At 61.3% G+C, this 25,717-nt stretch carries 15 protein-coding genes; 3 read left to right on the top strand and 12 right to left on the bottom strand.

Annotation, left to right across the window (positions count from 1 at the left end; all coding sequences use genetic code 11):
• Positions 1-51 precede the first annotated feature (51 nt).
• A complete protein-coding gene (locus tag G9Q84_RS21790) occupies positions 52-1,320 on the bottom strand; it encodes an Hsp70 family protein (protein WP_181644084.1) in 1,269 nt (422 codons plus the stop codon).
• A 238-nt stretch (positions 1,321-1,558) separates the two neighbouring features.
• Between G9Q84_RS21790 and G9Q84_RS21785 the strand changes: the two genes are divergently transcribed.
• Positions 1,559-2,497: a DnaJ C-terminal domain-containing protein gene (locus G9Q84_RS21785; protein ID WP_032890568.1), complete on the top strand. Its 939-nt coding sequence runs from the start codon at positions 1,559-1,561 to the stop codon at positions 2,495-2,497.
• A gap of 99 nt (positions 2,498-2,596) precedes the next feature.
• A complete protein-coding gene (locus G9Q84_RS21780; protein WP_185160184.1) occupies positions 2,597-7,714 on the top strand; it encodes a dermonecrotic toxin domain-containing protein in 5,118 nt (1,705 codons plus the stop codon).
• Between the two features lie 20 nt (positions 7,715-7,734).
• Here G9Q84_RS21780 and ureC read toward each other — a convergent pair whose 3' ends face one another.
• The 11 genes from ureC to urtA all read right to left on the bottom strand — a co-directional run bounded on the left by ureC (position 7,735) and on the right by urtA (position 18,088).
• Positions 7,735-9,435 carry an urease subunit alpha gene (gene ureC / locus G9Q84_RS21775; RefSeq protein WP_032890570.1) on the bottom strand — a complete coding sequence of 567 codons (1,701 nt, stop codon included), beginning with the start codon at positions 9,433-9,435 and terminating at the stop codon, positions 7,735-7,737.
• Positions 9,436-9,552: 117 nt separating this feature from the next.
• On the bottom strand, positions 9,553-9,858 hold the full coding sequence (locus tag G9Q84_RS21770; RefSeq protein WP_181644083.1) for an urease subunit beta: 306 nt from the start codon (positions 9,856-9,858) through the stop codon (positions 9,553-9,555).
• Positions 9,855-10,388, bottom strand: a complete 534-nt coding sequence (locus tag G9Q84_RS21765; RefSeq protein ID WP_032890574.1) for a GNAT family N-acetyltransferase — start codon at positions 10,386-10,388, stop codon at positions 9,855-9,857. The genes G9Q84_RS21770 and G9Q84_RS21765 overlap by 4 nt, the downstream gene beginning before the upstream one ends.
• 3 nt (positions 10,389-10,391) lie before the next feature.
• Positions 10,392-10,904, bottom strand: a complete 513-nt coding sequence (locus tag G9Q84_RS21760) for a GNAT family N-acetyltransferase (RefSeq protein ID WP_032890576.1) — start codon at positions 10,902-10,904, stop codon at positions 10,392-10,394.
• 9 nt (positions 10,905-10,913) lie between these two features.
• The gene (ureA, locus tag G9Q84_RS21755; RefSeq protein ID WP_003171437.1) at positions 10,914-11,216 is read right to left on the bottom strand and encodes an urease subunit gamma; all 303 of its coding nucleotides are present in this window, start codon (positions 11,214-11,216) and stop codon (positions 10,914-10,916) included.
• Positions 11,217-11,359: 143 nt separating this feature from the next.
• The gene (locus tag G9Q84_RS21750; protein ID WP_181644082.1) at positions 11,360-12,199 is read right to left on the bottom strand and encodes an urease accessory protein UreD; all 840 of its coding nucleotides are present in this window, start codon (positions 12,197-12,199) and stop codon (positions 11,360-11,362) included.
• A 31-nt stretch (positions 12,200-12,230) separates the two neighbouring features.
• Entirely contained in the window at positions 12,231-12,929 is a 699-nt protein-coding gene (gene urtE / locus G9Q84_RS21745) for an urea ABC transporter ATP-binding subunit UrtE (protein WP_032890580.1), read from the bottom strand.
• A 356-nt stretch (positions 12,930-13,285) separates the two neighbouring features.
• The gene (gene urtD, locus G9Q84_RS21740) at positions 13,286-14,119 is read right to left on the bottom strand and encodes an urea ABC transporter ATP-binding protein UrtD (protein WP_095186045.1); all 834 of its coding nucleotides are present in this window, start codon (positions 14,117-14,119) and stop codon (positions 13,286-13,288) included.
• A complete protein-coding gene (gene urtC, locus G9Q84_RS21735) occupies positions 14,116-15,183 on the bottom strand; it encodes an urea ABC transporter permease subunit UrtC (RefSeq protein ID WP_095186044.1) in 1,068 nt (355 codons plus the stop codon). The genes urtD and urtC overlap by 4 nt, the downstream gene beginning before the upstream one ends.
• Positions 15,183-16,685, bottom strand: a complete 1,503-nt coding sequence (urtB, locus tag G9Q84_RS21730; RefSeq protein WP_122756666.1) for an urea ABC transporter permease subunit UrtB — start codon at positions 16,683-16,685, stop codon at positions 15,183-15,185. Before urtB ends, urtC begins: the two co-directional genes overlap by 1 nt.
• Before the next feature lie 137 nt (positions 16,686-16,822).
• On the bottom strand, positions 16,823-18,088 hold the full coding sequence (gene urtA, locus G9Q84_RS21725; RefSeq protein WP_032890589.1) for an urea ABC transporter substrate-binding protein: 1,266 nt from the start codon (positions 18,086-18,088) through the stop codon (positions 16,823-16,825).
• Positions 18,089-18,333: 245 nt separating this feature from the next.
• On the opposite strand from urtA, the gene G9Q84_RS21720 reads away from it, so the two are divergent.
• On the top strand, positions 18,334-25,581 hold the full coding sequence (locus tag G9Q84_RS21720; protein ID WP_181644081.1) for a DUF4329 domain-containing protein: 7,248 nt from the start codon (positions 18,334-18,336) through the stop codon (positions 25,579-25,581).
• Positions 25,582-25,717 lie beyond the last annotated feature (136 nt).

Genomic DNA, 25,717 nt, shown 5'->3' with positions numbered 1-25,717 from the left:
GTCGACTGGCCGATCGCTGTTGCGAGCAAGCACGCAGGGCGCGGGTGTTGATCAGTTCCCGTACCGCTTGCTCGCCTCAATCGCCAGACCGCTGCCGATGCTGCCAAAGATATTGCCTTCCACATGCTGCGCATTCGGCAGCATCGCCGAGATGCGGTGGCGCAGCGCCGGAATGCCGCTGGAACCACCGGTAAAGAACACCGTGTCCACTTGCGCCACGGTCACGGAAGCGTCGTTGAGCAGTTGCGTCACGCTGCCGCGCACACGCTCCAGCAGGGCGTCGATGGACGATTCGAACAGCGCCCGGCTCAAGTCGACGCTCAGGCCCGCTTCGATACGGTCCAGCGCCACATGGCGGCTGTCTGCGTGGGTCAGCTGGATCTTGGTTTCTTCCACTTCCATCGCCAGCCAGTGCCCGGCGCGCTGTTCGATCAACTTGAACAGGCGGTCGATGCCGCCGGTGTCTTCGATGTCATAGCGCATGCTGCCCAGGGCCAGCTGGGATTTTTGCGAGTACACCGAGTTGATGGTGTGCCAGGTCGCCAGGTTCATGTGGTGACTGGTGGGCATGTAGGCGCCACTTTTCATACGGCTGCCGTAGCCGAACAGCGGCATCATGCCTTGCAGGCTCAGTTGCTTATCGAAGTCGGTACCGCCGATATGCACGCCGCCGGTGGCGAGGATGTCGTCGTGGCGGTTGTCGTTGTGACGGCGGTCGGGCGACAGGCGCACCAGGGAGAAGTCGGACGTACCCCCGCCGATGTCGACGATCAGCACCAACTCTTCTTTCTCGATGGTGGACTCGTAGTCGAACGCGGCGGCAATTGGTTCGTACTGGAACGAGATGTCCTTGAAGCCGATCTTGCGCGCCACATCCACCAGAGTGTTTTCCGCTTCCTGGTCGGCCATCGGATCGTCATCGACGAAGAACACCGGGCGGCCCAGTACCACTTCTTCGAACTCGCGGCCGGCGTTGGCTTCGGCGCGGCTCTTGAGCTGGCCGATAAACAGTGCCAGCAGGTCGGTGAACGGCATTGCCGTGCCCAGCACGCTGGTGTCGTGCTTGATCAGCTTGGAACCCAGCAGGCTCTTGAGCGAGCGCATCAGGCGGCCTTCGTAGTTTTCCAGGTACTCGTGCAGCGCCAGGCGACCGTATACCGGGCGGCGCTCCTCGAAGTTGAAGAACACCACCGACGGCAGGGTGATCTTGTCGTCCTCCAGCGCGATAAGCGTCTCCTCGCCGGGGCGGATCCAGCCGACGGTGGAGTTGGACGTGCCAAAGTCGATACCACAAGCACGGGCTGGGGATGGGTTTTTCATGTCTATCGGGTTCCGGTCGAAAAACGGCCGCGCAGTGTATGCCAGTCGAAGGCGGATGCGTAGGCCGACCATCCGTTAAATCGTGCTTGAAAGTGTGGGATTTGCCCCCACATCTGGTGCATACGGCAAGTGCCGATAAAACTCTGACGTACCCCCAGGCCACAAGACTCAACAGGTGCAAAGCAGCGCACGTTGTGCCCAGGGCTGTGCGATCTCGATGAAGGATGGTGAACCGCCGATGGATTTCAAAGACTACTACAAGATATTGGGTGTCGAGCCGAGCGCCGATGACAAGGAAATCAAGGCCGCCTATCGCAAACTCGCGCGTAAATATCACCCCGATGTGAGCAAGGAAAAAGACGCCGAAGCCAAGTTCAAGGACGCGTCCGAAGCCTATGAAGCGCTCAAGAGCGCCGATAAGCGCGCCGAATACGATGAACTGCGCAAATACGGCCAGCACGGCCAGCCGTTCCAGGGGCCACCGGGCTGGCAGAGCCGTGGCGGCTTTGGCGGCGGCGGGCAGGGCGAGGACTTTTCGGACTTCTTCAGTTCGATCTTCGGTAACCGTGGCGATGCTTTCGGCGGCGGCCAGCGCCGTCCGGCCGGGCGCAAAGGCCAGGATGTCGAGATGCAACTGACGGTGTCGCTTGAAGAAACGCTGTCCACCGAGTCCAAGCAGATCAGCTTCCAGGTGCCGCAATACGACGCCTCGGGCCGGCATGTGAGCAATACCACCAAGAGCCTGAACGTGAAGATCCCCGCCGGTGTGACCGACGGCGAGCGCATCCGCCTCAAGGCGCAGGGCGCGCCGGGCATCGGCGGTGGGGCCAACGGCGATCTGTACCTGATCATCAAGTTTGCGCCCCATAGCAAGTTTGAAGTGGATGGCGAAAACCTGATCATCAACCTGCCGCTGGCGCCGTGGGAACTGGCGCTGGGCACTGAAGTGGCCGTACCGACGCTGACCGGCAAAATCAACCTCAAGGTGCCGGCGGGCAGCCAGAACGGCCAGCGCATGCGCGCCAAGGGCCACGGTTTGCTGAACAAGGCGGGCCAGCGCGGTTACCTGTTCGTGCAGCTCAAGGCTGTGATGCCCAAAGCTGCCGACGACGAGGTCAAGGCCTTGTGGCAGGCGCTGGCGGAGAAAGCCGCGTTCAACCCGCGCGAACAGTTCTGAACTGACGCAAAAGCGCCAAACGGCACAACTATATGTGCCTTTTGGCGCAAGGGCGTTCGATAGGCTGAGGGCTTAATTCCTGGCCACGGATGAGCCCAAATGCCAAACATACCTTCGCCCGCTTCTTCCTCGCCCGGCTATAGCGGAGTGCATTACGACTTCCTGAAAAGCCGCGTCCCTTCCTGGTTTCTGCAGGCGCCCAAGCAGCGCCAGCAAGAGTTGGCCGACCACCCGCTGCAACTGCCGGATTGGTACCTGAAAGCCGACTCGGCAGGTCGAGCCAGCCTCGCGGTCGCTCACACCCGCTTTCGCGACGCTCAGCGCGACCTCGAAGACAACCTTGCCCGCATTGACGACGTGCTCGATTTCGCCGAGCCGCTGCTTAAAGCGCAGATTCAGCAACGTTTCAACATGGACCTGGATGTCAGGCAGGTGTACTTCGCCCGCAAGTACACCCCCGGAAAAGAGCAAGCTGCCTTTGGTGGATTTTTTACCGTCGATCAAACCAGCAGTCCGGATGCCAATTACCGTTATCGCGGCGTAACACTGCTTGAAGCCGCCCTGGCCAACTTCGAGCCTTCTGAAGAACAACCCTTGAGTTGCCGCGATTGCTCGATCATCACTCGATTCAGCGCGTTCGAAGGGGAGGTGATCCCGGGGTTCGACGTTCTGCAGGATCAGGCCGTGGCCATCCTGCCCCACGAGTTTGCCCAGCTGTGTCGCTCGTTGAACGTGGGTAAGTTGTATCAGGAGCATCTCAAGGCGGTGCTTGAGCCGCAGGATCAAACCCAGCGCACCGCATTGGAGAACCAATTGCATGCGCACCAACGCCAGCAATTTACCCTGAGTCTCGATATTGCCAGCCGGCAACGGTTGGCTGACGCCAACGGGAGAGCGGGTGTGAGTGCCAGCGCACGGCGGATGCTCGATCAGGTGCTCAGCGGCTCGCGCAACGCTTACCTCGATGGCAGCCCGGTCACGTTTGCGGCGTTGAAAATCTTCGGCATTGTGCTCGTCGGGCCATTGCTGATCGGGCCAGAGCGCCTGAGCAGTGTCGATGCCGAGCGGGTGGTGGTGTATATCCCCAACGATCCGCAGCAGCCGATGCGCGAATATGCCTCCGGCGACGCGTTCATGGCCGATTTGAGAGCGCGCCTGCACAGCATCGCCTACCGCCGTTTCTTCAGCCAGTTCATCCCCGTGCAGCATCAAGGTGAGTTCTTTCAGCAACTCAACAAGCTCTATCAACCAAAGGAAAGCGACGACACGCAGACGGATTTCGTACTGCAAGCCGAGCCCGCCAGATTGCCGATCGAAGCGTTCGAGATCACCGGCGACGTGTGGATCGAACAGCGTCAGGCCCATATGCGCAAGCTGCTCAGCGATGCCAGGGCGGTGGCCGTGCCCACCGGCGACGAGGACGCGCAGGCGCGGGCCAGGCGCATGGCAGGTTTCCTGGACGCGGTGCTCAATGTATTCAACCTGGCGGCGTTTGTGGTGCCGGGGCTTGGACCGATCATGCTGGCGGTGGGCGCTGGGCAGATGATGACTGACGTGTTCCATGGCATCGAGGCGTATGAACAGGGTGAAATCAAAGAGATGTGGCGCTGCTTTTCCTCGGTAGCGCTCAATGCCGCATTTTTTGCCGCGGGCGCTGCGGTATTGCCGCATGTTCAATGGTCGGGCCAGGTCGAAAGCCTGAGAAACGTACGCCTGCCCACAGGCGGGAAGACCCTTTGGCGTCCACGACTCGACGGTTATGAACTACCGGATTACGAGCCGCAGGGGCAAGCAGACGAGCACGGCGTGTATCGCCAGAATGGACAATCTGTGCTCGCTATTGAGGGCAAGCATTACCGTATTGTCGAGGACGCCACCACCGGGCATTACCGTATCCAGCACCCGACGCGAGCAGAGGCCTACCAGCCGTTGCTGCGCCACAACAACCAGGGCGGGTGGCTGCATGAGGCCGACCGGCCCCAGGAGTGGACAGGGGCGACGCTGATGCGGCGTATCGGCCCTGCGATGGAGGGCTTCAGCGACGAGGAGCTTGAGCAGATCCGTCAGGTCAGCGATGTCCATGAGGATCAGTTGCGCCGAATCCACGCGCAGAGTGAGCCGGTGCCGGCGGTGTTGCTGGACACCGCGCAGCAATTTCGCGCCTACGGGCAGGCGAAGGAACTCAACCGGCAGATCACGGCTGGACGTCTGTCTGCCGAGTTGACCGGTTATGCCGCCAGCCTGGTCACAGAGCTTGCCCATTGGCCGGCCAGCACGGGTATTGAAGTGTTGGGAGAGGACGGGCTCGACACTTCGGCGGTGCGCTACGGCAACCGGCTGGCGACGGGGCGGGACCTGATCCGGATCAGCCGTGCCGAGCTGATGCAGGGCCAGCTGTCCAGGCGCATTGTCGAGCACCTCAGCCACGAACAGTTAACGCCACTGTTGGGTGAGCGTATAGGGCTCGACACCCCGTCGCGTGCGGCGGAATTGACTCGCCGACTGGCGGAGTATGCGGCCACCCAGCACACCCGGCTGTTCAAAAGCCTGTACAGCGAGCGCCTTGCGCCTAAAAGCCCCGCCGTGCAGGTTTTGCAGCGCGACTTCAAGCGCTTGCCGAGCCTGATCGCCCAGGAACTGCTGGACTCGGCTTCCCCCAAAGAGCTGGAATTCATCACTGCCAAGGGGCGACTCCCCTTACGGCTGGCCGAAGAGGCGCGCAAGCTGCAGGCGCAGATGCGTCTGTTGCACGCTTATGAAGGGTTGTATCTGGAGCGGTTGGACAACCCGGATACCGAAACCCTGGTGCTGCACTCCCTGGAAAACCTGCCCGGCTGGCATGACAACATCCGGCTTGAAGTGCGCGAGGGTTCGTTCGATGGCAGCTTGCGCGCGGTGTTTGGCGCCGAGGATGCAGGCCAGCGCAAAGTGCTGGCGCGTGTGGCTGATGGGCTTTATCAACCCTTCGATGAAGAGGGCAATGAACTACACGGTACCGACAGCTTGTATAGAGCGTTGCAGCACGCCTTGCCCGATGCCCATCGCAATGCGATTAGCCTGCCCCATGTCGGCCAAGGTGATCAGTTGCATGCGTTGGTCATTCAGCGGGCGCTGCCACGGGATGCCTTAAGCAACGCCTTGCGCATTGCGCCGCGGAACAAGCCGTTCTTCAGGTTCCCGCAGCGCGCACCGAGCGGCCAGCCGGGCTATCCGTTGAGCGGACGCGGGGTGGGCGGAGTTGAGGGCACTTTCCGTCGTCGGCTGCGAACGCTTTACCCCAGTTTGACGGAGGAGCAGGTTGAGGCCTTTCTGCAGGACCGCAGCCTCACCGACGACGCCTGGCTGCGTGCGTTGGAGCGTGATTTCGCACACCTTGAAGCGACGTTTTACAACTGGCTTTTGGAGGGGCCGAAAACGCCGTCGATTTTGCGCGCACGGTATCGGATTGTGGATGCCATCATGAACGCCTGGAGAATGACCGGCGAGCTGGACATCGATCCCCTCGGTAACGTGCTAGGGCAGCGGATCAAACTGCGAGGCGGCGCTCGCGACCAGCAGCGGATGCTCGGGGCGCAGTTGGCAACCCTGCCAGAGCTGCCAGGCAACTTCGATCATGTCACCAACCTGCAGGTGACCCGGTGCGACCTGACCGACCAGGGCGCGCGTTTTCTGTCGGCGTTCCGCAGAGTGCGGCTGTTGGACCTGAGCGAAAATCGTTTGACTGTCCTGCCGCCCGCCCTTGCGAACATGCCGTTCATGGAAGGGCTGGACCTGGCCGATAACGCCTTGGTTCTGACGGCAGAGACCGCGCAGCATATCAACAATATGACCCGACTGATTTCGCTGACACTGGCCGGTAACCCCATCGGTGAATGGTTGAACCTCAAGCGTCTGCGTTTTCTGCAATGGCTGGAACTGGCGGGTTGCGGTTTGAAGGCACTGCCCGCAGGCCTTTTCGCCCACCCCAGGCCGCGAGGTTTTGTTCTGGACCTGACGGGTAATCCGATCACTGAAATGCCTGATGTGGCGCCGGGCTCGGACAGGGCAGAGACCATCGCCAGAATCGTGGTGACCCGTGAGTTGTTGGCGCCTGAGGCACTCGATCGGCTCAAGCTCTATATAGAGTCCATCGGGATGGATGCCGGGCGACGTTTTCCCCCCAGGGGCGTGCAGGACAGCGCCCATTGGATGGCTGGCCTGACGCAAGAGGAGTGGGTGGTGAAAGCCCGCTACTGGGACGCGGTCGAGGAGCTCGAAGGCAGCGAGCCGTTTTTCAATGAACTGCGCAAACTGAACGAATCTTCCGATGCGGGAACGCCTGAATACAGGAACGATTTGACAGCCAAGGTGTGGCGCATGATCGAGGCCATGCATGAAGACAGTGTGCTGTGTGACACCTTGTTCAAAATGGCCGCTGCACCCACCACGTGTGTCGACGCCGGGGCCCAGTTGTTCAATGCTATGGGCGGGGAGGTGCTGGTGTCCCAAGCCAACGCAATTCCCAATGTCGAGCTGAAAAAGATCGAACTGCTGGACCTGGCCAGGGGGCGCGCAAGGCTCCATGAGTTGGGCCGGATCGCTCAAGCGAGAGTCAACGAACTGCTCGCGCAGGGTCGCAATTTTCCTCAATACGACGCGCAGGGTGAGTTGGTGCGGCAGTACGACGCCCAGGGAAATGCGCTGCGCAGCATCGACGAAGTCGAGATATACCTGGCCTATGCCACACGGCTGGCCGGGCCTCTGGATTTACCCTGGCAGTCCAAGAGCATGATGTTCAACGAGCCGGATGTCACAAGCGCGATGGTGGACGAGGCTTACCTGCGTGTGCGGGCGCTGGAGGAAGGCGACCAGTTACGCAACCAGATCGTGGAGGAATCCTTTTGGGCCAACTTCGTCGAGTCGTTGAACCCCGAACCCTTCAAGGTGCTGCAGGTCAGGGGCGATGACTTGATCAGTTTGCAGGTCGCCCAACAGGAATGGGCGAATGACGGCGATCTTTCGCCGCAGCAAAAGCAAGCGCTGCGCGAGACGATCGATACCACGGTGCTGGCGCTGGGCAAATCGTCGGTGAACTCCGTGTCGGGGCACGTGATGAGTGACGAGGAGTATTTCTCCGACATCAGCGCCTTGCAAAAGGAGCGCTTGCAACTGCTCTACACCATGACCGATCAAATCATGGGCCGCAGCCCGCAACCCGCTCAGGGCAGCGAAGCTTGAGCCCATGAGCGGGTGACGATTCAGAACAGGAAGTAACGCTGTGCCATCGGCAGCACGTCCGCCGGTTCGCACCACAGCAGCACACCATCGGCCTTGACCTGATAGGTCTGCGGATCCACTTCGATTTCCGGTAGGTAATCGTTGTGGATCAGGTCGGTTTTTTGCACATCGCGACAGCCCTTAACCACCGCGATCTGCTTCTTCAAACCCAGGGCATCGGGCAATCCGGCGTCCAGCGCGGCCTGGCTGATAAAGGTCAGGCTGGTGGCGTGCAACGAGCTGCCAAAGCTGGCGAACATCGGGCGGTAGTGCACGGGTTGCGGGGTGGGGATTGACGCGTTGGCGTCGCCCATCAGGCTGGAGGCAATTGCGCCGCCCTTGAGAATCAGGGTCGGCTTGATGCCAAAGAACGCCGGCCGCCACAGCACCAGGTCAGCCCATTTCCCCACCTCGATGGAACCGACGATATGGCTGATGCCATGGGTGATCGCCGGGTTGATGGTGTACTTGGCGATGTACCGTTTGGCGCGGAAATTGTCGTTACCGGCGCCATCGCCTGGCAGCGGGCCGCGCTGTTTTTTCATCTTGTCGGCGGTTTGCCAGGTGCGCGTGATCACTTCGCCCACGCGGCCCATGGCCTGGCTGTCGGAGCTGATCATCGAGAACGCGCCGAGGTCGTGCAGGATGTCTTCGGCGGCGATGGTCTCGCGGCGGATGCGGCTTTCAGCGAAGGCCACGTCTTCGGCAATGCTCGGGTCCAGGTGATGGCAGACCATCAACATGTCCAGGTGCTCATCGATGGTATTGCGCGTGAACGGCCGCGTCGGGTTGGTCGAACTTGGCAGTACGTTGGGGAAGCCGCAGGCCTTGATGATGTCCGGCGCATGGCCGCCACCGGCACCTTCGGTGTGGTAGGTGTGGATGGTGCGGCCCTTGAGCGCGGCGAGGGTGGTTTCGACGAAGCCGGACTCGTTGAGGGTGTCGCTGTGGATCGCCACCTGCACGTCGTACTGGTCGGCGACGCTCAGGCAGTTGTCGATGCTGGCGGGCGTGGTGCCCCAGTCTTCGTGCAGCTTCAAACCGATGGCGCCGGCCTTGACCTGTTCGATCAACGGCTCCGGCAGGCTGGCGTTGCCCTTGCCGGTAAAACCGATGTTCATCGGGAATGAATCACTGGCCTGAAGCATGCGTGCCAGGTGCCACGGGCCCGACGTGCAGGTGGTGGCGTTGGTGCCGGTGGCCGGGCCGGTACCGCCGCCGATCATGGTGGTGACGCCGCTGGTCAGTGCTTCCTCGATCTGCTGCGGGCAGATGAAGTGCACATGGGAATCGATGCCGCCGGCGGTGAGGATCATGCCTTCACCGGCGATCACTTCGGTGCTGGCGCCGATGGCCATGGTCACGCCGGGCTGGATGTCCGGGTTGCCGGCCTTGCCGATGGCGTGGATACGACCGTTCTTCAGGCCGACATCGGCTTTGACGATGCCCCAGTGATCGATGATCAGCGCGTTGGTGATCAGGGTGTCCACCACTTCATGGGCGAGCAACTGACTCTGGCCCTGGCCGTCGCGGATCACTTTGCCGCCGCCGAATTTGACTTCTTCGCCGTAGACGGTGAAGTCCTGTTCGACTTCGACGAACAGCTCGGTGTCGGCCAGGCGGACCTTGTCACCGACGGTGGGGCCGTACATGTCGGCGTAGGCTTGGCGGCTGATTTTCATGTGTGTGCCCTGAGAAGAATGTGTTGAATGTGACACCGCTATCGGGAGCAAGCCCCCTCCCACCTTTGATGTGTGAACACATTCAAATGTGGGAGGGGGCTTGCCCCCGATGAGGCCCTAAAGATCGCCCATGACCCGCCCGGCAAACCCGAATACCCGCCGTCCGCCGCTCAAATCGACCAACTCGATCTCACGGCTCTGCCCCGGCTCAAACCGTACCGCCGTGCCCGCCGGAATATTCAGGCGCATGCCGCGGCTTGCCGCACGGTTAAACGTCAGTGCGTCATTGGTTTCGAAAAAGTGATAGTGCGAGCCCACCTGGATCGGCCGGTCGCCGCTGTTGGCCACGCTGAGCGTGATGGTGCGACGGCCGACGTTGAGTTCGATCTCGCCGGGCTGGATCTGATATTCGCCAGGAATCATGCAGGTTGCCCCAGGGTCTTGAAGTAGATGGCGGTCGGACTGTAGCGCCCGTCCGGGCTTTGGCAGTAATCGGGCAGTTCGCCGATCTTGGTGTAGCGCAGCGCCTGGTAGAACGCTTCGGCCCCGGAGCCGGCTTCGGTGTCCAGGTACAGCAGGCCGCGCTTGTGCTGGCGCGCGGCAAGTTCCAGGGTGTGCATCAGTTGTTGGCCGAGGCCGTGGCGGCGCGCACTGCTGTGCACCAGCAGCTTTTGCACCTCGGCGCGGTTCAGGCCATTGGCTTTCTGGCACAGCGCCAATTGCACGCTGGCCTGCACCTGTTCGTCGCGCACCACCACCCACAGCAACAGGCTGGCGTCTTCGATGCTCGACTGAACGCCGCGCAGATACTCGCGGGCCTGGGCTTCATCGAAGTCGGCCATAAAACCCACCGATGCGCCGTGCTTGACCGCGTCCAGCAACAGCTCAATCAGGCCCTCGCGGTAATGGGCAAAACTCTCTGCATTGACTCGACGCAGTTGCGCAGCGCTCATCGATCACTCCTTGGGCGGTTCGGCGCCCGGGTTCAAGGCCAGTTGCATAAAGGTCAGGTCGAGCCAGCGACCAAATTTGATACCCACCTGCGGCATTTGCCCGGTGGTGATAAACCCCAGGCGCTCATGCAGGCGGATCGAAGCCTGGTTGCCGCTTTCGATGGCGGCGACCATCACGTACTTGCCGCCTATGCGCGCGCGTTCGATCAAAGCCGCCATCAACTGCGGGCCAAGGCCTTTGCCACGCTGGTCGTTACGCACATACACCGAGTGCTCGACGCTGTAGCGAAAGCCTTCGAAAGGGCGCCAGTCGCCAAACGAGGCGTAGCCGGTGACTTCATCGTGCTCGACCGATACCAGGATCGGATACGCCTGGGCCTGACGCGCGTTAAACCATGCCAAGCGGTTGGCCAGGTCTACCGGTTGTTCGTTCCAGATCGCCGTGGTGTTGCGTACCGCATCGTTGTAGATGTCGCGGATGGCTGGCAGGTCGCTTTCACTTGCATCACGAATCATGACCGGGCCTCAGGCGATGGGTTGGTGGACGGTGACCAGTTTGGTGCCGTCCGGGAAGGTCGCTTCCACCTGGATATCCGGGATCATTTCCGGGATGCCTTCCATCACCTGTTCACGGCTGAGCAGGGTGGTGCCGTAGTGCATCAAGTCGGCAACGGTGCGGCCATCGCGGGCGCCTTCCATCAAGGCGGCGGAGATATAGGCGATGGTTTCCGGGTAGTTGAGCTTCACCCCGCGCGCCAGGCGGCGCTCGGCCACTAAGCCTGCGGTGAAGATCAGCAGTTTGTCTTTTTCCCGTGGGGTCAGGTCCATGGTTCAAGGTCCTTCAAACATCATTCATAAAAACACCGTAGATCCCCTGTGGGAGGGGGCTTGCCCCGATGGGGAATGTCAGGCAATACATCTGTCACTGACCCACCGCTATCGGGAGCAAGCCCCCTCCCACATGTTGATCTTCATGTGCTCCAGATTCGTGGTGCGACCGCCTCTCGCCCAAACAGAGCGGGACGTAACAATTTCCATAAATCAATCAACCATCCCCGCGCCAGCAGCGCTTCACTGGCCAGGCAGCGGGCGACCAGCAAGCCGGGTAATTGGGTCAGGTCGCCGCGTACTGCATTCGGCAGAGCGCGGCATTGCTCAAGCAATTCAGGGGTAATTTCGCCAGTCACCAACAGGGTGGCAAATACCGGCTGCCCGTCCAGGCCGATAGGCGAGTCGAGCAACCCATCGGCGCCGACAATGCGCTGGCGTTCATGCCAGAGCAACTGGCCGTCGCGGCGGATATCCAGGTGCGATTGAAAGTGCCCCAAGTCGAAGCGCTCGCCACTGGCCGGACGGCCCAGGGCGATCACGTCCCAGTAGAACAATCGGGCATCGCCTTGTAGGTCGATGCGCGTGGTGAGTTCGGCCTGGGCGGCGCTGAATACGATGGTTTCCTGGGGCAGCCATTCCAGGGTGGCGTCGGCTTCGACAGTCAGTTCGAGTTGCTGGAAGGCCGGGCCGCTGGCGCGGTACCACTTGGCCGCGCCGGGGCTGGTCAATTGGGCCCAGGCACCCTCGGCGACGTGGGCGCTGATGTCCAGGCGATCCCCACCGGCAATCCCGCCGGGCGGGTGCACGATGATGTGCTGGCACACCTCGGGGCCTTCGGCATACAGGTGCTTTTGCACCCGCAGCGGGCCGAGGTGGCGGCGCATCACCGGGCGTGTGGTGTCGCCGAAACGCGCATAGCCGAGTTCCAGCTCGGCGTGCCAGCTGGGGGTGAACAGGGCAGGGGTAACGGGCAGGTTCATGTCTTTATGCTTATCGTTAGGACGCTACAGATTAGATGGTTACGAGACCGCGTACACCCTCGCTTTCCATATTTTCTCCACGGCCCTGCTGCACGATTTCGCCCCGTGACATCACCAGGTACTGGTCGGCCAGTTCAGCGGCGAAGTCGTAGAACTGTTCCACCAACAGAATCGCCATATCGCCCTGCGCTGCGAGCTTTTTGATCACGGCGCCGATCTCTTTGATCACCGACGGTTGGATGCCTTCGGTGGGCTCATCGAGAATCAACAGGCGTGGGCGGCTGGCCAGGGCTCTCCCGATAGCAAGCTGTTGCTGCTGGCCGCCGGATAAGTCACCGCCGCGCCGATGCTTCATTTGCAGTAATACCGGGAACAGTTCGTAGATAAACGCCGGCACTTCCTTGGCCTCGGAACCCGGGAAGCGCGACAGGCCCATCAACAAGTTTTCTTCCACCGTCAGCCGCCCGAAAATCTCCCGGCCTTGAGGCACGTAGGCGATACCGGCGTGCACGCGCTGGTGCGGTTTGAAACCGGTGATGGCCTTGCCTTCCCAGTTCACCGCACCCTCTTTGGCGGGCAGCAACCCCATCAAACACTTGAGTAGGGTGGTCTTGCCCACGCCATTACGGCCGAGCAGGCAGGTGACTTCGCCGATCTTCACGTCAAACGAGAGCCCGCGCAGGATGTGGCTACCGCCGTAATACTGGTGCAGCTTGTCGACTTGCAGCATGTTCAACCCCTCCTCAAATCGTGCCGGTGGCTGGCTTTTATGGTGAATCGACTTTTGTGGTGAGCTGGCTTTTATGGTGAACCGACTTTTGTGGTGAGCGGGCTTTTTGTGGTGAGCGGGCTTGCCCCGCGCTGGGCCGCGAAGCGGCCCCTTTCCCATTCACCGCGTTCTATCAGGTAAAACTCATTGCCTGGTTTTGGGGCCGCTTCGCGACCCAGCGCGGGGCAAGCCCGCTCACCACATAGTCCTGCTCAGCAAATAGTCCTGCTCACCACAAAGTCCTACTCAGCACATAGTCAGTCCTGCTCACCACAAAGTCCTGCGCAACACACATTTTCGCATCCGCCTGAAGCTGTTCAGCGACCGAGATACACCTCGATCACCCGCTCATTTTCCTGCACCTGTTCCAGCGACCCTTCGGCCAGCACGCTGCCTTGGTGCAACACCGTCACATGGTCGGCAATCGAGCCGACAAAGCCCATGTCGTGCTCCACCACCATCAGCGAATGCTTGCCCGCCAGGCGCTTGAACAGTTCGGCAGTAAATTCGGTTTCGGCGTCGGTCATGCCCGCCACCGGTTCGTCCAGCAGCAACAGTTGCGGGTCTTGCATCAGCAGCATGCCGATTTCCAGGAACTGCTTCTGGCCGTGGGACAGCAACCCGGCGGGGCGATGCACCGAGGCAGTGAGGCGGATGGTATCGAGCACTTCATCAATCCGGTCTTTCTGCTCGCCACTCAAGCGTGCACGCAAGCTGGCCCACACCGACTTGTCGGTCTTCTGCGCCAGCTCCAGGTTTTCGAACACGCTCAAGGCTTCGAACACCGTTGGCTTCTGGAACTTGCGGCCGATACCGGCCTGGGCGATTTGCACTTCGCTCATGCTGGTCAGGTCCAGGGTTTCGCCGAACCAGGCATTGCCGTGGCTGGGCCGGGTCTTGCCGGTGATCACGTCCATCATCGTGGTCTTGCCCGCGCCGTTGGGGCCGATGATGCAGCGCAGTTCACCGACGCCGATGTAGAGATTCAAGTCGTTGAGTGCCTTGAAACCGTCGAAGCTGACGCTGATGTCTTCCAGGGTCAGGATGGTGCCATGGCGGGTGTTGAGGCCCTTGCCCGCGGCCTGGCCGATGCCGATGGCATCGCGGCCACTGCCCGCGTCAAAAATAGGTTCGAGCATGACGTTCCTCATTTCTTCAGCAAGCCGATAACGCCCTTGGGCAGGTACAGGGTGACGATGATGAACAGCGCCCCGAGGAAGAACAGCCAGTATTCCGGAAAGGCCACGGTGAACCAGCTCTTCATGCCATTGACCACACCGGCGCCGAGCAGCGGGCCGATCAAGGTGCCGCGCCCGCCCAAGGCCACCCACACGGCGGCTTCGATGGAGTTGGTCGGCGACATTTCACTCGGGTTGATGATGCCCACTTGTGGCACGTACAAGGCGCCGGCCAAACCGCACAGCACCGCACTCAACACCCACACAAACAGCTTGAAACCACGCGGGTCGTAGCCACAGAACATCAGGCGGTTCTCCGCGTCGCGCAGGGCGGTCAGCACCCGGCCGAACTTGCTCTGGGCCAGGCGCCAGCCGATGTACAGGCTGGCGACCAACAGCAGCACCGTGGCCAGGAACAACGCTGCCCGTGTGCCCGGCTCGGTAATGCCAAAACCCAAGATGCTGCGAAAGTTGGTAAAGCCGTTATTGCCGCCGAACCCGGTTTCGTTGCGAAAGAACAACAGCATCCCGGCGAAGGTCAGGGCCTGGGTCATGATCGAGAAATACACGCCCTTGATCCGCGAACGGAAGGCGAAGAAACCGAACACCAAAGCGAGCAAACCCGGGGCCAATACCACCAGGCACAGCGCCCAGAGGAAGTGATCGGTGCCGGCCCAATACCAGGGCAATTCGGTCCACGACAGGAAGGTCATGAACGCCGGCAGCTCATCGCCGGACGCCTGGCGCATCAGGTACATGCCCATTGCATAACCGCCGAGGGCGAAGAACAAACCGTGACCGAGGGACAGCATCCCGGCGTAACCCCACACCAGATCCAGGGCCAGGGCGACGATGGCGTAGCAGAGGATCTTGCCCACCAGCGTCAGGGTGTAGGCCGAGACATGCAGCGGGTTTTCCGGCGAGAGCAGCGAGCACAGCGGCAAGGCCAGCAGCAGGATCAGGATGATCACACCGGTGGCAATCGTCGCCTTGGGGCCGGCCTTTTGCGCGGCCGTAAGCATCAATGGCTGGTTCATCAGTCGATCACCCGTCCTTTCAGTGCGAAGAGTCCTTGCGGGCGTTTCTGGATAAACAGAATGATCAGCGCGAGGATCAGGATCTTGCCGAGCACGGCGCCGATCTGCGGTTCCAGAATCTTGTTGGCGATACCCAGGCCGAAGGCCGCCGTGACGCTACCGGCCAACTGGCCGACACCGCCCAATACCACCACCAGGAACGAGTCGATGATGTAGCTCTGGCCCAAGTCCGGGCCAACGTTGCCGATCTGGCTCAGCGCGACGCCGCCTAACCCGGCGATGCCCGAGCCCAGGCCAAAGGCGAGCATGTCCACGCGCCCGGTGGGCACGCCGCAGCAGGCGGCCATGTTGCGGTTCTGGGTGACGGCGCGCACGTTGAGGCCCAGGCGCGTCTTGTTGAGCAGCAGCCAAGTGAGGACGACGACAAACAGTGCGAAGGCGATGATCACGATGCGGTTGTAAGGCAGCACCAGGTTGGGCAGCACTTGGATACCGCCGGACAACCATTCAGGGTTGGCCACTTCGACGTTCTGCGCGCCGAACACCAGGCGCACGGCCTGGATCAGCATCAGGCTGATGCCCCAGGTGGCGAGCAGGGTTTCCAATGGCCGGCCGTACAGGTGACGAATCACCGTGCGCTCGAGGGCCATGCCGATCGCGGCGGTGACGAAAAACGCCACCGGCAGCGCGATCAGCGGGTAGAACTCGATGGCCGCAGGCACGTAGCGCTGCATCAGCAGTTGCACCACGTAGGTGGAATAGGCGCCGAGCATCAGCATCTCGCCGTGGGCCATGTTGATCACGCCGAGCAGGCCGAAGGTGATCGCCAGCCCCAGGGCCGCGAGCAGCAGGATCGAGCCCAGGGACATGCCGCTGAAGGCCTGGCCGAGGATTTCGCCAAACATCAATTTGCGTTTGACCTGGGCCAGGCTGGTTTCGGCGGCGGTGTGCACGGCGGCATCGGTTTCGACGCCAGGTGCGAGCAGGGCTTCAAGGCGCGTGCGGGCCAGCGGGTCGCCGGTGCTGCCAAGCAAGCGCACGGCAGCCAGGCGCACGGCCGGGTCGGTGTCGACCAGTTGCAGGTTGGCCAGGGCCAGGCTCAGGGCGGTGTGCACGCCTTCGTCGGTTTCGGCGGCAACTTGCTGGTCGAGGAATTTGAGCTGCGCAGGTTGCGCGGTTTTTTGCAGCGTTTGCGCAGCCGCCAAGCGCACCTTGGGGTCGGCGGCGAGCAGTTGCTGGCTGGCTTGCACGTTATCGATCAAGCCGCGCAGGCGGTTGTTCAGGCGCACGGTTTTGGTTTCGCCATTGACCGTAAGCTGACCTTGTTGCAGGGCGTCCACCAACTCGATGCGCGCCGGGTCAGGCTTTGCAGCCCAGTCCTGGAGGAGCTTGGCTTGTTGCGTCGGGTTGGCGGCCTGGAAGTCTTCGGCGTCGCTGGCGTGTGCGGCCAGGGGCAGCAACAGCAGCAGCGTCAGGAAGTAGCGTGTGAGGGCAGTGGGCATAAACAAATGTCCTGATCATGCGTGGACAGTGTGGGAGGGGGCTTGCCCCCGATAGCAGAGTGTCAGGTGATACTTCTGTCACTGACTTACCGCCGTCGGGGGCAAGCCCCCTCCCACATTTAACTTGTGGTAGGGCTTTAGTTGCTCTTCACAGCGTGATCCGGTTTTTTGTCATTGCCAGGAATGTACGGGCTCCACGGCTGGGCGCGGATCGGCTCCTGGGTCTGCCACACCACCGAGAACTGCCCGTCCGCCTGGATCTCACCGATCATCACCGGCTTGTGCAGGTGGTGGTTGGTCTTGTCCATGGTCAGGGTAAAGCCGGACGGCGCGGCGAAGGTCTGGCCGGCCAGGGCTTCACGTACTTTGTCGACGTCGGTGGACTTGGCTTTCTCTGCTGCCTGGGCCCACATATGGATGCCCACATAGGTGGCTTCCATCGGGTCGTTGGTCACGGCTTTGTCCGCGCCCGGCAGGTTGTGTTTCTTGGCGTAGGCTTTCCAGTCTGCGACGAATTTCTGGTTGACCGGGTTCTCCACCGACTGGAAGTAGTTCCACGCGGCGAGGTTGCCCACCAACGGCTTGGTGTCGATGCCGCGCAGTTCTTCTTCGCCCACGGAGAACGCCACGACCGGTACGTCGGTGGCTTTCAGGCCCTGGTTGGCCAGCTCCTTGTAGAACGGCACGTTGGAGTCGCCATTCACGGTGGAGATCACAGCGGTCTTGCCGCCGGCGGAGAATTTTTTGATGTTGGCAACGATGGTCTGGTAGTCGGCGTGGCCGAACGGGGTGTAGACCTCTTCGATGTCTTTATCCGCTACGCCTTTGGAATGCAGGAACGAGCGCAGGATCTTGTTGGTGGTGCGCGGGTACACGTAGTCGGTGCCCAGCAGGAAGAAGCGCTTGGCGCTGCCGCCTTCTTCGCTCATCAGGTATTCCACCGCCGGGATCGCTTGCTGGTTCGGCGCCGCACCGGTGTAGAACACGTTGGGCGACATCTCTTCACCTTCGTATTGCACCGGGTAGAACAGCAGGCCATTGAGTTCTTCGAACACTGGCAACACCGATTTACGCGACACCGACGTCCAGCAACCGAACACCACCGCGACCTTGTCCTGGGTCAGCAACTGGCGGCCTTTTTCGGCGAACAGCGGCCAGTTCGAGGCTGGGTCCACGACCACCGGTTCAAGCATCTTGCCGTTCACCCCACCCTTTGCGTTGATCTCGTCGATGGTCATCAGCGCCATGTCCTTGAGGGACGTTTCCGAGATGGCCATGGTCCCGGACAGCGAATGCAGGATGCCGACCTTAATGGTCTCGGCGGCCTGGATAGTCCAGGTCATGCCCATGGCGGCGATGGATGCCGACAGGGTGAAAGCCTTGATCAAGCTGCGACGCTTCATGGTGCGGTCTCCATAGGTCAATGTTGTTATGTGGGAGCAATTGCAAGGGCTGTGCCTATCAGTGCTGACGCGATGCATTCACGCGTGCTTGACGTTTTGCCCAGGATTTCGCGCACCAGATCGGGGCTTTGAGCCGGATGATGTGCGCGCTGGCGCACGCTAACGGTGCGGGCTAACTACTTACCGCTCGACGCCTTCCCAGAGGTACAAGAATGGCCGCCAACACTCAGTCAAAAGGAATGTGTATGGCTATTCGATTATCACGCCAGGAACGCGCTGCCGGTGCCGGGAGGGGAGCGTCGCGCTTGCCGCCGTTAAGCCCGGCGTTTGTGCATGAGGCCGACGCCGCCTACTGGGCCCATCGGAAAATCGGCGACCGCCGCGACCGCGAGTACGGCGGCGTCATCCTGAAAAACCCCGTCGGTAAATACTTCGCCACCGATCCGGTGCCAGGGGATGGCATGCAGTTCGATCTGCTCAACGTTCTGGGCATCAGCGCCGAAGGTTATTACCAGCAACCCAGGGGCTACACCTGCGTCGCCAGTTACCATTCGCACCCGGCCCAGCACGCGTTGATCCGTGAGCGCAATCCGTCGTTTGACGAGCGAATGGCCAAGGCGTTTCTCGGTTTTTTTTCAGGTTCGGACTTCAGCCACGATGTGGATGATCGCGAATTCTTTCCGGCGGCGTATCTATCGGGGCCGGACGGCTCACTGATTCGCTACGCGCCCAGCGGTTCGTCCCCGGAGCGCAGCTTCGCACTGTGGCTGCGGGCGGGAAAACCGGCCGGCAGTCGGGTGGGGGTGTATGGGCCCTTCAATGAGTTTGTGAAAAAGGTCTCCACGCTGGGCGAGCTGAGCCTGATCGTGCCTACTGCACTGTGGGGCGGTTCTTTCGGTAAGGTGCCGGCGAACTGGGTGGTGTTCGAACCCTTCAGTTCGTCCACGTTGACCGAGTTGCCCTTGTTTACCGCCGTCTTCGATCAAGCTACCAAGGCCATTCGCTCGGCCCTCGCCGGCGGTGGTGCTGGCGGCGTGTTGCTCAAGGCTCGCGACAAGGAGGCCTATATCGCCACTGTCGGTAGGACCCTCGACCCTCACCAGCCTTTCTTGCGGCAACTGTTCCCCAGTCGCGAGGGCAAGTTCGCATTGCCCGCAGATTATGGGGTAGCGGGTTTCTACCTGGGGCCAACGCCACCGGCGACCGTGCTCCCCGTCCAGGAGCCAGAGCTCTACCAGGCATTCTTCGCGCCACGGGCGCTGGCGCTCGGCATCTACCAGGCGCACACGCTGGAGACGGTGGATCAGGCCTTGGGCGTGTCGATTTATTACCGTACCCAGGGGCGAGCGTTGCTCAAATACCGCTGCTCCCTGACCAGTGCCGAAGCGGCACTGTTCAAGGTTGAGGCGGATGGCTCTGTCGTGGATGACGGTTTGGACGCCGCGCTGTTGAGCGGCCAGATGAGCCCGCGCGACTTTGTACGGCGGGTGGCGAGCACCGGGCAACTGAGCGTGGAGCAGACCAGCGCATTGTGGAGTGTGGCCGGTGTCGTCGATGAGAACTGGGTGCCGGACAAGACCGTTACACAGCCCACATCTACCACCACGCCGGGCTCCGGCGGCACATCGGTGACGCTGCCCGCGTTGAGCCCGGCCTTTATTCATGCCGATGACGCAGCGTTGTGGGCGCACCGGCGTATTGGTGCACGGCGTGATCGTGAGTACGGCGGTGTGATTCTGCGCAACCTGCAAGGGTATTTTTTTGCCACAGAGCCGGTCAGTGGTCAGGGGCTTGAGTTTGACATCCGCGACGTCCTCGGCACCCGCGAGGATGGCAGTTTCTTGCCGATTGCCGGTTACCGCCGCGCCGGGCTTTATCATTCCCATCCGGCGGATTACGAACAGGTTGCCAGTGCCAACCCGAAGATGTCCGAGCATCAGGTGAAGGCCTATCTGAATTTCTTTTCTCCATGGGATGCCGCTGGGGATATCACCTATCAGCACAACTTTGCATTGTCTTACTTGTCGGGTCCCGATGATTCCCTGGTGCGCTATCGCCCCAGTGGGTCGTTCGCCGAGGCGCAATACGCCAAGTGGATTTTGGGCAAGGTCAGTGAGGCAGCGTGGGGCACGGATGGCTCGATAGAAGGTCACTTTAAAAAAATGCTCGCGGTGGGTGAGTTGAGCTTTGTCACCAGCAACCCGTTGTGGGGCGGCTCTCGGGGGGTGGTTCCGCAGAACTGGCAGCCCTATCAGGCGTTCGCTGCGCCAGCGCCGGGGTTGTTGCCGCTGTTGTCCCACGTCTGCGCCACGGTCAGCGATGCCATTCAAGCGGGCGTGGCGCTCGGCACCGGCTCCAGGACGTCCTGGCGCCTTGGGCTGGTCCTCAAGCGCGATGGCAAGGATGAATTCGTCGCGACCCAGGCCCACCTCCTCGACGAGCCACGCTTTTATGTGAGCCATCTGTTATCGACGGATGCGGACGGCAATTACCTGCTGCCGGACGAGCATCACATTGTTGGTTTTTACTGCGACCCTCCTGCCGAACACGGCCGCGTGGCGGTGAACCAACCCTGGTTGTACCGCAGCTTTTTTCCGCCGTTGGGTTTGGGGAGCGCGGCTCAGCAGGCTGGTCTTATCGCTAACCTGCAGGTGCCGGATCAGCCGCTTGGGCTCTATCAGCAAACCGCAGATGGTGCGCTGTTGCGCTACCGATTTAACTTCTCGCCTGCAGAAGTCGAACGCTTCGGCAGCAGCCCTGAGGCCGATAACGCGCTGCTCACAGGCAGCCTCACACCCCAGGACTATGTCCGGCAGGTCGCGGCCGTCGGTGAGCTGACCGTGCTCGCCACCAACCGCATGTGGGACCGCGCGGGTGTGGTTACCGCAGCGTGGCGACCGTTTACCGATGTCCCGGAGGTAACAGTGGGGCCGGCCTTCATTCAGCCCGATGACGCTGCGCGCTGGGCACACAACCAGATCGGCACACGGCGTGACAAAGAGTATGGCGGGCTCATTCTCAAACGCGGCAACCGCTACTTCGCCACGCATCCGGCCAGCGGTGAGCAGGTGCTGTTCGATTTCAGCACGATCCTGGCAGTGGACGATGAGGGCAACTTTATCGCGCCTCATCCTTACGAGTGCCATGCGCTCTACCATTCCCACCCCGCCGACGAAGGCTCGATAAGACAATTCAACCCCGGTTTCACCGCGGATCAGGTTGAGCTGTTCAACAGTTTTTATTCCAACGCCGACCAGGTGTTTGTCATCACCCATCGTAACTTTGCGCGCGTGCATTACCTGTCTGGGACGGTCAACTCGCTGCTCAAATATGTGAGCAGCGGCTCGGCCGAGGAGACAAGCCTCAAGGCTCAACTGACAGGCACTGAGCCGGTCGTGCCATTCTCCGCGTTCGAAGGCGCTGTGTGGCGGTTGGCGAAAGCCGGCGAGTTACACGTGCTGGTACCCTCGCCCGTGTGGGGCGGTGTACGCGGCAAGGTGCCTCAGGACTGGACCTTGCGCAGTCCAGTCAGCAGCGACGGGGTTGCGCAGGCACAACCGTTCTTCACCCCGATCGTCAGTACCGCGCAAGCGGCGGTGTTGGTGGCCTTGAGCTTTTCGGCGGGTTTGCCCCGGACCGGCTATCAGGGGGTTGTCCTCAAGCACCTGACGGCTTCGACCTATGTCGTCACTGAACCCACGGCCCTGGGCGCTGCGTTGACCGGGCTGTTCCCGGTACGCAACAACGGCCAGCCCCGGCTGCCCTCCAATCATCGCGTGGTGGGCTTCTATTATTCCCCGGCGCCTTTGGCCGACACGCCGTTACCCGCCACGGAACCCTGGCTGTACAAGCGTTTCGTCAGCCCTCAACTGCTGGTCACGGCGATGAATCAGGCGGCCGCCACGAAGAGCCTGCAGATTGCCGAGATGGGCTTGAAGCTGTTTTTGCACACTGACGACGGGGCGCTTTTGCAATGGCAAGCGCCCGAAGCCAAGGCGGCCACTGAACTGTTCAATGTGGCCATTGACGGCACGGTGACGGATAACGGCAATCAGGCAGCGTTGATGGACGGTTCGTTGTCTCCCCGGGCGTTTGTGCGTCGTGTTATTCGTGCGGGCGAGCTGACGGTACGCCAGACAGGCCAGCTTTGGACCGAGCGAGGGGTGGTGTATGACAGTGAAGTCCTGCCATTGGGTGCGGGCAAGCGTGATAGCGTCGATGCAACCTTCCTGAGTGCCGACGATGCCGCGCGGCACGCCCACGAGCGCATCGGCATACGGCGTGATGCGGGGTATGGCGGCTACATCCTGCGGCGTCCCGACCAGCGCTTCACGTTCACCGAACCGGTACGTTTCCAGGGCAATGGCTTTGCCGCAGACTTGCTGCTGTCATCGTCCGACAATGGGTTAGTCGTACCGCCCGCCGAGCATGTCATTTGTGGGCGCTACAGTTCCCATCCACCGCTGTCCCAAGCTGACCTGGAACGTTGGCGCCGTCTGGGTTGGACACTGACCGATCTTGAGATCACCGTCACGATGTTCGCCGATCAGGAAATCCGTTCGGTGATCCAGTCCGGGCTTCCGGCGTACTTGAGCGGAACGCCCAACAACCTGATCTGTTACATCCCCAGCGGCTCACAAAAGGAAGCGTTGGTACTGGCCAATACCCGTCAAACGCCGGGGGTTGATAGCTACCGTCTTCGCCTGGAACGCGGTGCGCTCAAGCCGCAAGATATCGTGATCCGCCTGGCGGACGCAGGCGAACTGCGGGTGCTCAGCCATACACGGTTGTGGGGGCCGCGCCTGCGAGTCTATGACGACTGGACGCCAAATTTCGAATACGCCCAGGTAGCCCCGCAAACGCCGTCGTTGAGCGCCATTTTCACCACCCTGGACGCTGCGGCGATCAATGCCCATAAGCGTGGCCATGGGCGCAGCCTGGAGGCTCAGGGGTATACGGCTTACTTGCTCAAGCACCCGCAAAAAAATGAATACGTGGTCAGCGAGCTGGCGCCGCAGGCGTCTGAGGGGCGGTTAAGTAACGCATCGCTTGGCGCGCCTTATCTTGAAGGAGGGGATTTCGCTCATGGTTTCGTGGTGGCCGGGATGCTCTATTCCCAGCAATGGTTGCCCAGCGGCGTGAGTTCTTCTGAAGCCTGGCTGACCCGCTTTTTCGCGACTCCGCAATTGCTGCAACGGGCCGAGAAAGATGCCCGTCATTTGCTGGGCGCGGATACCGGCGACGTGTTACCGGTTTATCTGTCGACGCTTGAGGGCGCGCTATTGCGCTATCAGCCGGCCAAGACCTCGCTGTTCAGTGGCGGCGAGAATGGCGGCGAAGTCAGCGTGCAGGGGATGAGCCTGCGCAGCGGCACTTTGGATATTCGCCGCTATGTGACGTTGATGGCGCAAACCGGTGATTTGACGGTGCTGTACTCCAGTCAATGCTGGGACCGTCGGGGCGCGGTGAGCAAGGAATCTTCGCGCTGGCGACCCTACGCCCACTTTATTCGCCGCCGTCTGGGGCCAGTGTTCAACGAGCAGGATGACGCGGCGCGGTATGCCCATTCTCGCCTTCAGGCTGTCAATGGACGGCGGCTGTTCGGCGGCCTGATTCTCCAGCGTCCTGACGGCCTGTTCGTTGCCACTGAACCGGTCAGCGTGCCGCGCGAAGACTTCGAGCACACCTGGATTTTCCCTGATGAGATGGTAGCGGTTGGCGGCTTTCCCGCGGCCCATACCCTGGTGGCGCGCTACCGCTCAAGCCCTGGGCGCGAACTGCCGTTTACCCTGGATGCCACGCAACGCGACATCTACCGCACTATGCTCTCGACCCGGGTGATCAGTGCTGTGCTGACCACTGCCCATGCCAGCTTGAGCCGTGAGTACCTGTTCGGCGCCGACGGCAGCATCATCAGTTACAGCCGCAGCAACTCGTTGCTGGAAGCGACGTTGAAAGACGATTTGGCGCCCCTGAATCTGGTGCGGGAGGACCGCCTGGAGAACACGCTTGAGCAACAGATCCGCGCAGGAGAGGTCACGCCAGAAGCGTTTGTCCAGCGCTTGAGCAAGGCGGGGCGCTTGCGCGTTGTGGAAGGCAGCGAGGTCTGGGGGCCGCCGCGTTTACTTCAGGGGTTTGTTCCCAAAGCGTTTCGCTTGCCTGGGGCTCAGATCGAAAACGCCCTGGCGGATCCTGCCTTCAGTCCGGTATTTGCCCAGGAGCGGGCGGCTGTGCGTTATGCCCATGAACGCTGTCAGTACGGGTCGGCGTTGCAGTTCGGCTACGTGTTCAAGGACGCGCGCAAAGAGCAGTACATGGTGACGATGCCGCTGGTGCGTAGCAGTTATTGGAAGTTCGAGCAGGTGTTTCCAAGCGGCCTGCTGCCCCAGGGTTATGTCCTGGAAGGTATCTATCTATGTGCGGCCCTTGAAACACTGACACCGGGGCACGACCCCCATGGGCAAATGATTCATTCGCCCATGGTCATCGACAATGGCATTCGCTTCGCCCGCCATGGTGTGAAGGGCAAGCAGCTATCGCTGTACCTGTCCTGCCCGGAGGGGGCGTTGCTCAGGTATCAATACCTGCAAACGGACGAGGCGCTGGACGATCGCAGCCATTTCCCGACGCTTCGCCAGCAACTGCACGAGGGCAAGATCACGCTGCTTGACTATGTGCATGAGCTGGCTGGACTCGGCAACCTTGATGTCCTGGTCGAGGGATCGGTCTGGGCGGGTACGCGACGAATCACGCCCGGCTGGCAGCCGGGAACGGGAGAAGGATTCTTCGATTACCCGATGGGTTGCGGTCCGTTGTTTTCCCACCCAGACGATGCCGCCCGCTACGTTCAACGTCGGCTGTCGGCAATCCAGGGCCATAACTATGTCGCCGCGGTCCTGGCCAACCCGAACGACTCATCGTTCATCACCACCTTGCCGCTGTGGCCGGGGCTGGATGCGACGCGCCTGTTCCGCCTGTTTTACACCGGGCCTTCGGGGCCTGTGCAGCCGATGTCGCCGCCAGCGAGCGGGCCGGTACCTTACCCGGACTTTCCGGACCTTTACCGGGTGGTGGGTGCGCAGTTGGCCTACCGGGACACGGCGCCCGTCGAGAGTGCGGCGTCCGAGGATGATTCGCTGAACAGCAACTTTATCGAACCGACATTCCTGGCTTATTGCATCCGCATTCTCAAGGCTCAGTCACGCTCTACGACGAATTTTTACCTGATGACTCGGGGGGGCGCGCTGTTGAAATACGTGTTGGGGCTTTCATCCCCGGAAAATGAGCTGATGACGTCTGCGGCCAGTCTCACGCCTGTTGAGTTTTTCAGGCGATTGGCTGGAGTCGGTCAACTGTCGGTACTCGATCGGGATGGCTACTGGCATAACGAGGGGCTGATTTCCGAGGTGCTAAAGGACCGTCGCAAAGAGGTGGGAACCGACGAACCCTTGGTCGACGAACCGCTTCAACTGCGTGACCGTGATGAGCTGTAATCCCGTGCTCAGCGCGTGTGCATCAGGCCGCTGGCAAGGTACTGGGTGATCGGTCGTTTGTTTTGCTTGGAGGGTTGCTCGCCGCGATGAGCGGCGAGCAACGATGACGCAGAACGTGTGATGAGCTAGCGCTTAT

The sequence above is a fragment of the Pseudomonas sivasensis genome (genome assembly GCF_013778505.1).
Lineage (GTDB): Bacteria > Pseudomonadota > Gammaproteobacteria > Pseudomonadales > Pseudomonadaceae > Aquipseudomonas > Aquipseudomonas sivasensis.
Note: the sequence above shows the minus strand (reverse complement) of the source record. Positions and strands in the feature narration are given on the sequence as shown.

What these genes read in the sequence shown, in the direction of transcription:
- G9Q84_RS21790 (WP_181644084.1), bottom strand. Translation starts at nt 1,320, where the DNA reads ATGAAAAACCCATCCCCAGCCCGTGCTTGTGGTATCGACTTTGGCACG.
- G9Q84_RS21785 (WP_032890568.1), top strand. Translation starts at nt 1,559, where the DNA reads ATGGATTTCAAAGACTACTACAAGATATTGGGTGTCGAGCCGAGCGCC.
- G9Q84_RS21780 (WP_185160184.1), top strand. Translation starts at nt 2,597, where the DNA reads ATGCCAAACATACCTTCGCCCGCTTCTTCCTCGCCCGGCTATAGCGGA.
- ureC (WP_032890570.1), bottom strand. Translation starts at nt 9,435, where the DNA reads ATGAAAATCAGCCGCCAAGCCTACGCCGACATGTACGGCCCCACCGTC.
- G9Q84_RS21770 (WP_181644083.1), bottom strand. Translation starts at nt 9,858, where the DNA reads ATGATTCCTGGCGAATATCAGATCCAGCCCGGCGAGATCGAACTCAAC.
- G9Q84_RS21765 (WP_032890574.1), bottom strand. Translation starts at nt 10,388, where the DNA reads ATGAGCGCTGCGCAACTGCGTCGAGTCAATGCAGAGAGTTTTGCCCAT.
- G9Q84_RS21760 (WP_032890576.1), bottom strand. Translation starts at nt 10,904, where the DNA reads ATGATTCGTGATGCAAGTGAAAGCGACCTGCCAGCCATCCGCGACATC.
- ureA (WP_003171437.1), bottom strand. Translation starts at nt 11,216, where the DNA reads ATGGACCTGACCCCACGGGAAAAAGACAAACTGCTGATCTTCACCGCA.
- G9Q84_RS21750 (WP_181644082.1), bottom strand. Translation starts at nt 12,199, where the DNA reads ATGAACCTGCCCGTTACCCCTGCCCTGTTCACCCCCAGCTGGCACGCC.
- urtE (WP_032890580.1), bottom strand. Translation starts at nt 12,929, where the DNA reads ATGCTGCAAGTCGACAAGCTGCACCAGTATTACGGCGGTAGCCACATC.
- urtD (WP_095186045.1), bottom strand. Translation starts at nt 14,119, where the DNA reads ATGAGGAACGTCATGCTCGAACCTATTTTTGACGCGGGCAGTGGCCGC.
- urtC (WP_095186044.1), bottom strand. Translation starts at nt 15,183, where the DNA reads ATGAACCAGCCATTGATGCTTACGGCCGCGCAAAAGGCCGGCCCCAAG.
- urtB (WP_122756666.1), bottom strand. Translation starts at nt 16,685, where the DNA reads ATGCCCACTGCCCTCACACGCTACTTCCTGACGCTGCTGCTGTTGCTG.
- urtA (WP_032890589.1), bottom strand. Translation starts at nt 18,088, where the DNA reads ATGAAGCGTCGCAGCTTGATCAAGGCTTTCACCCTGTCGGCATCCATC.
- G9Q84_RS21720 (WP_181644081.1), top strand. Translation starts at nt 18,334, where the DNA reads ATGGCTATTCGATTATCACGCCAGGAACGCGCTGCCGGTGCCGGGAGG.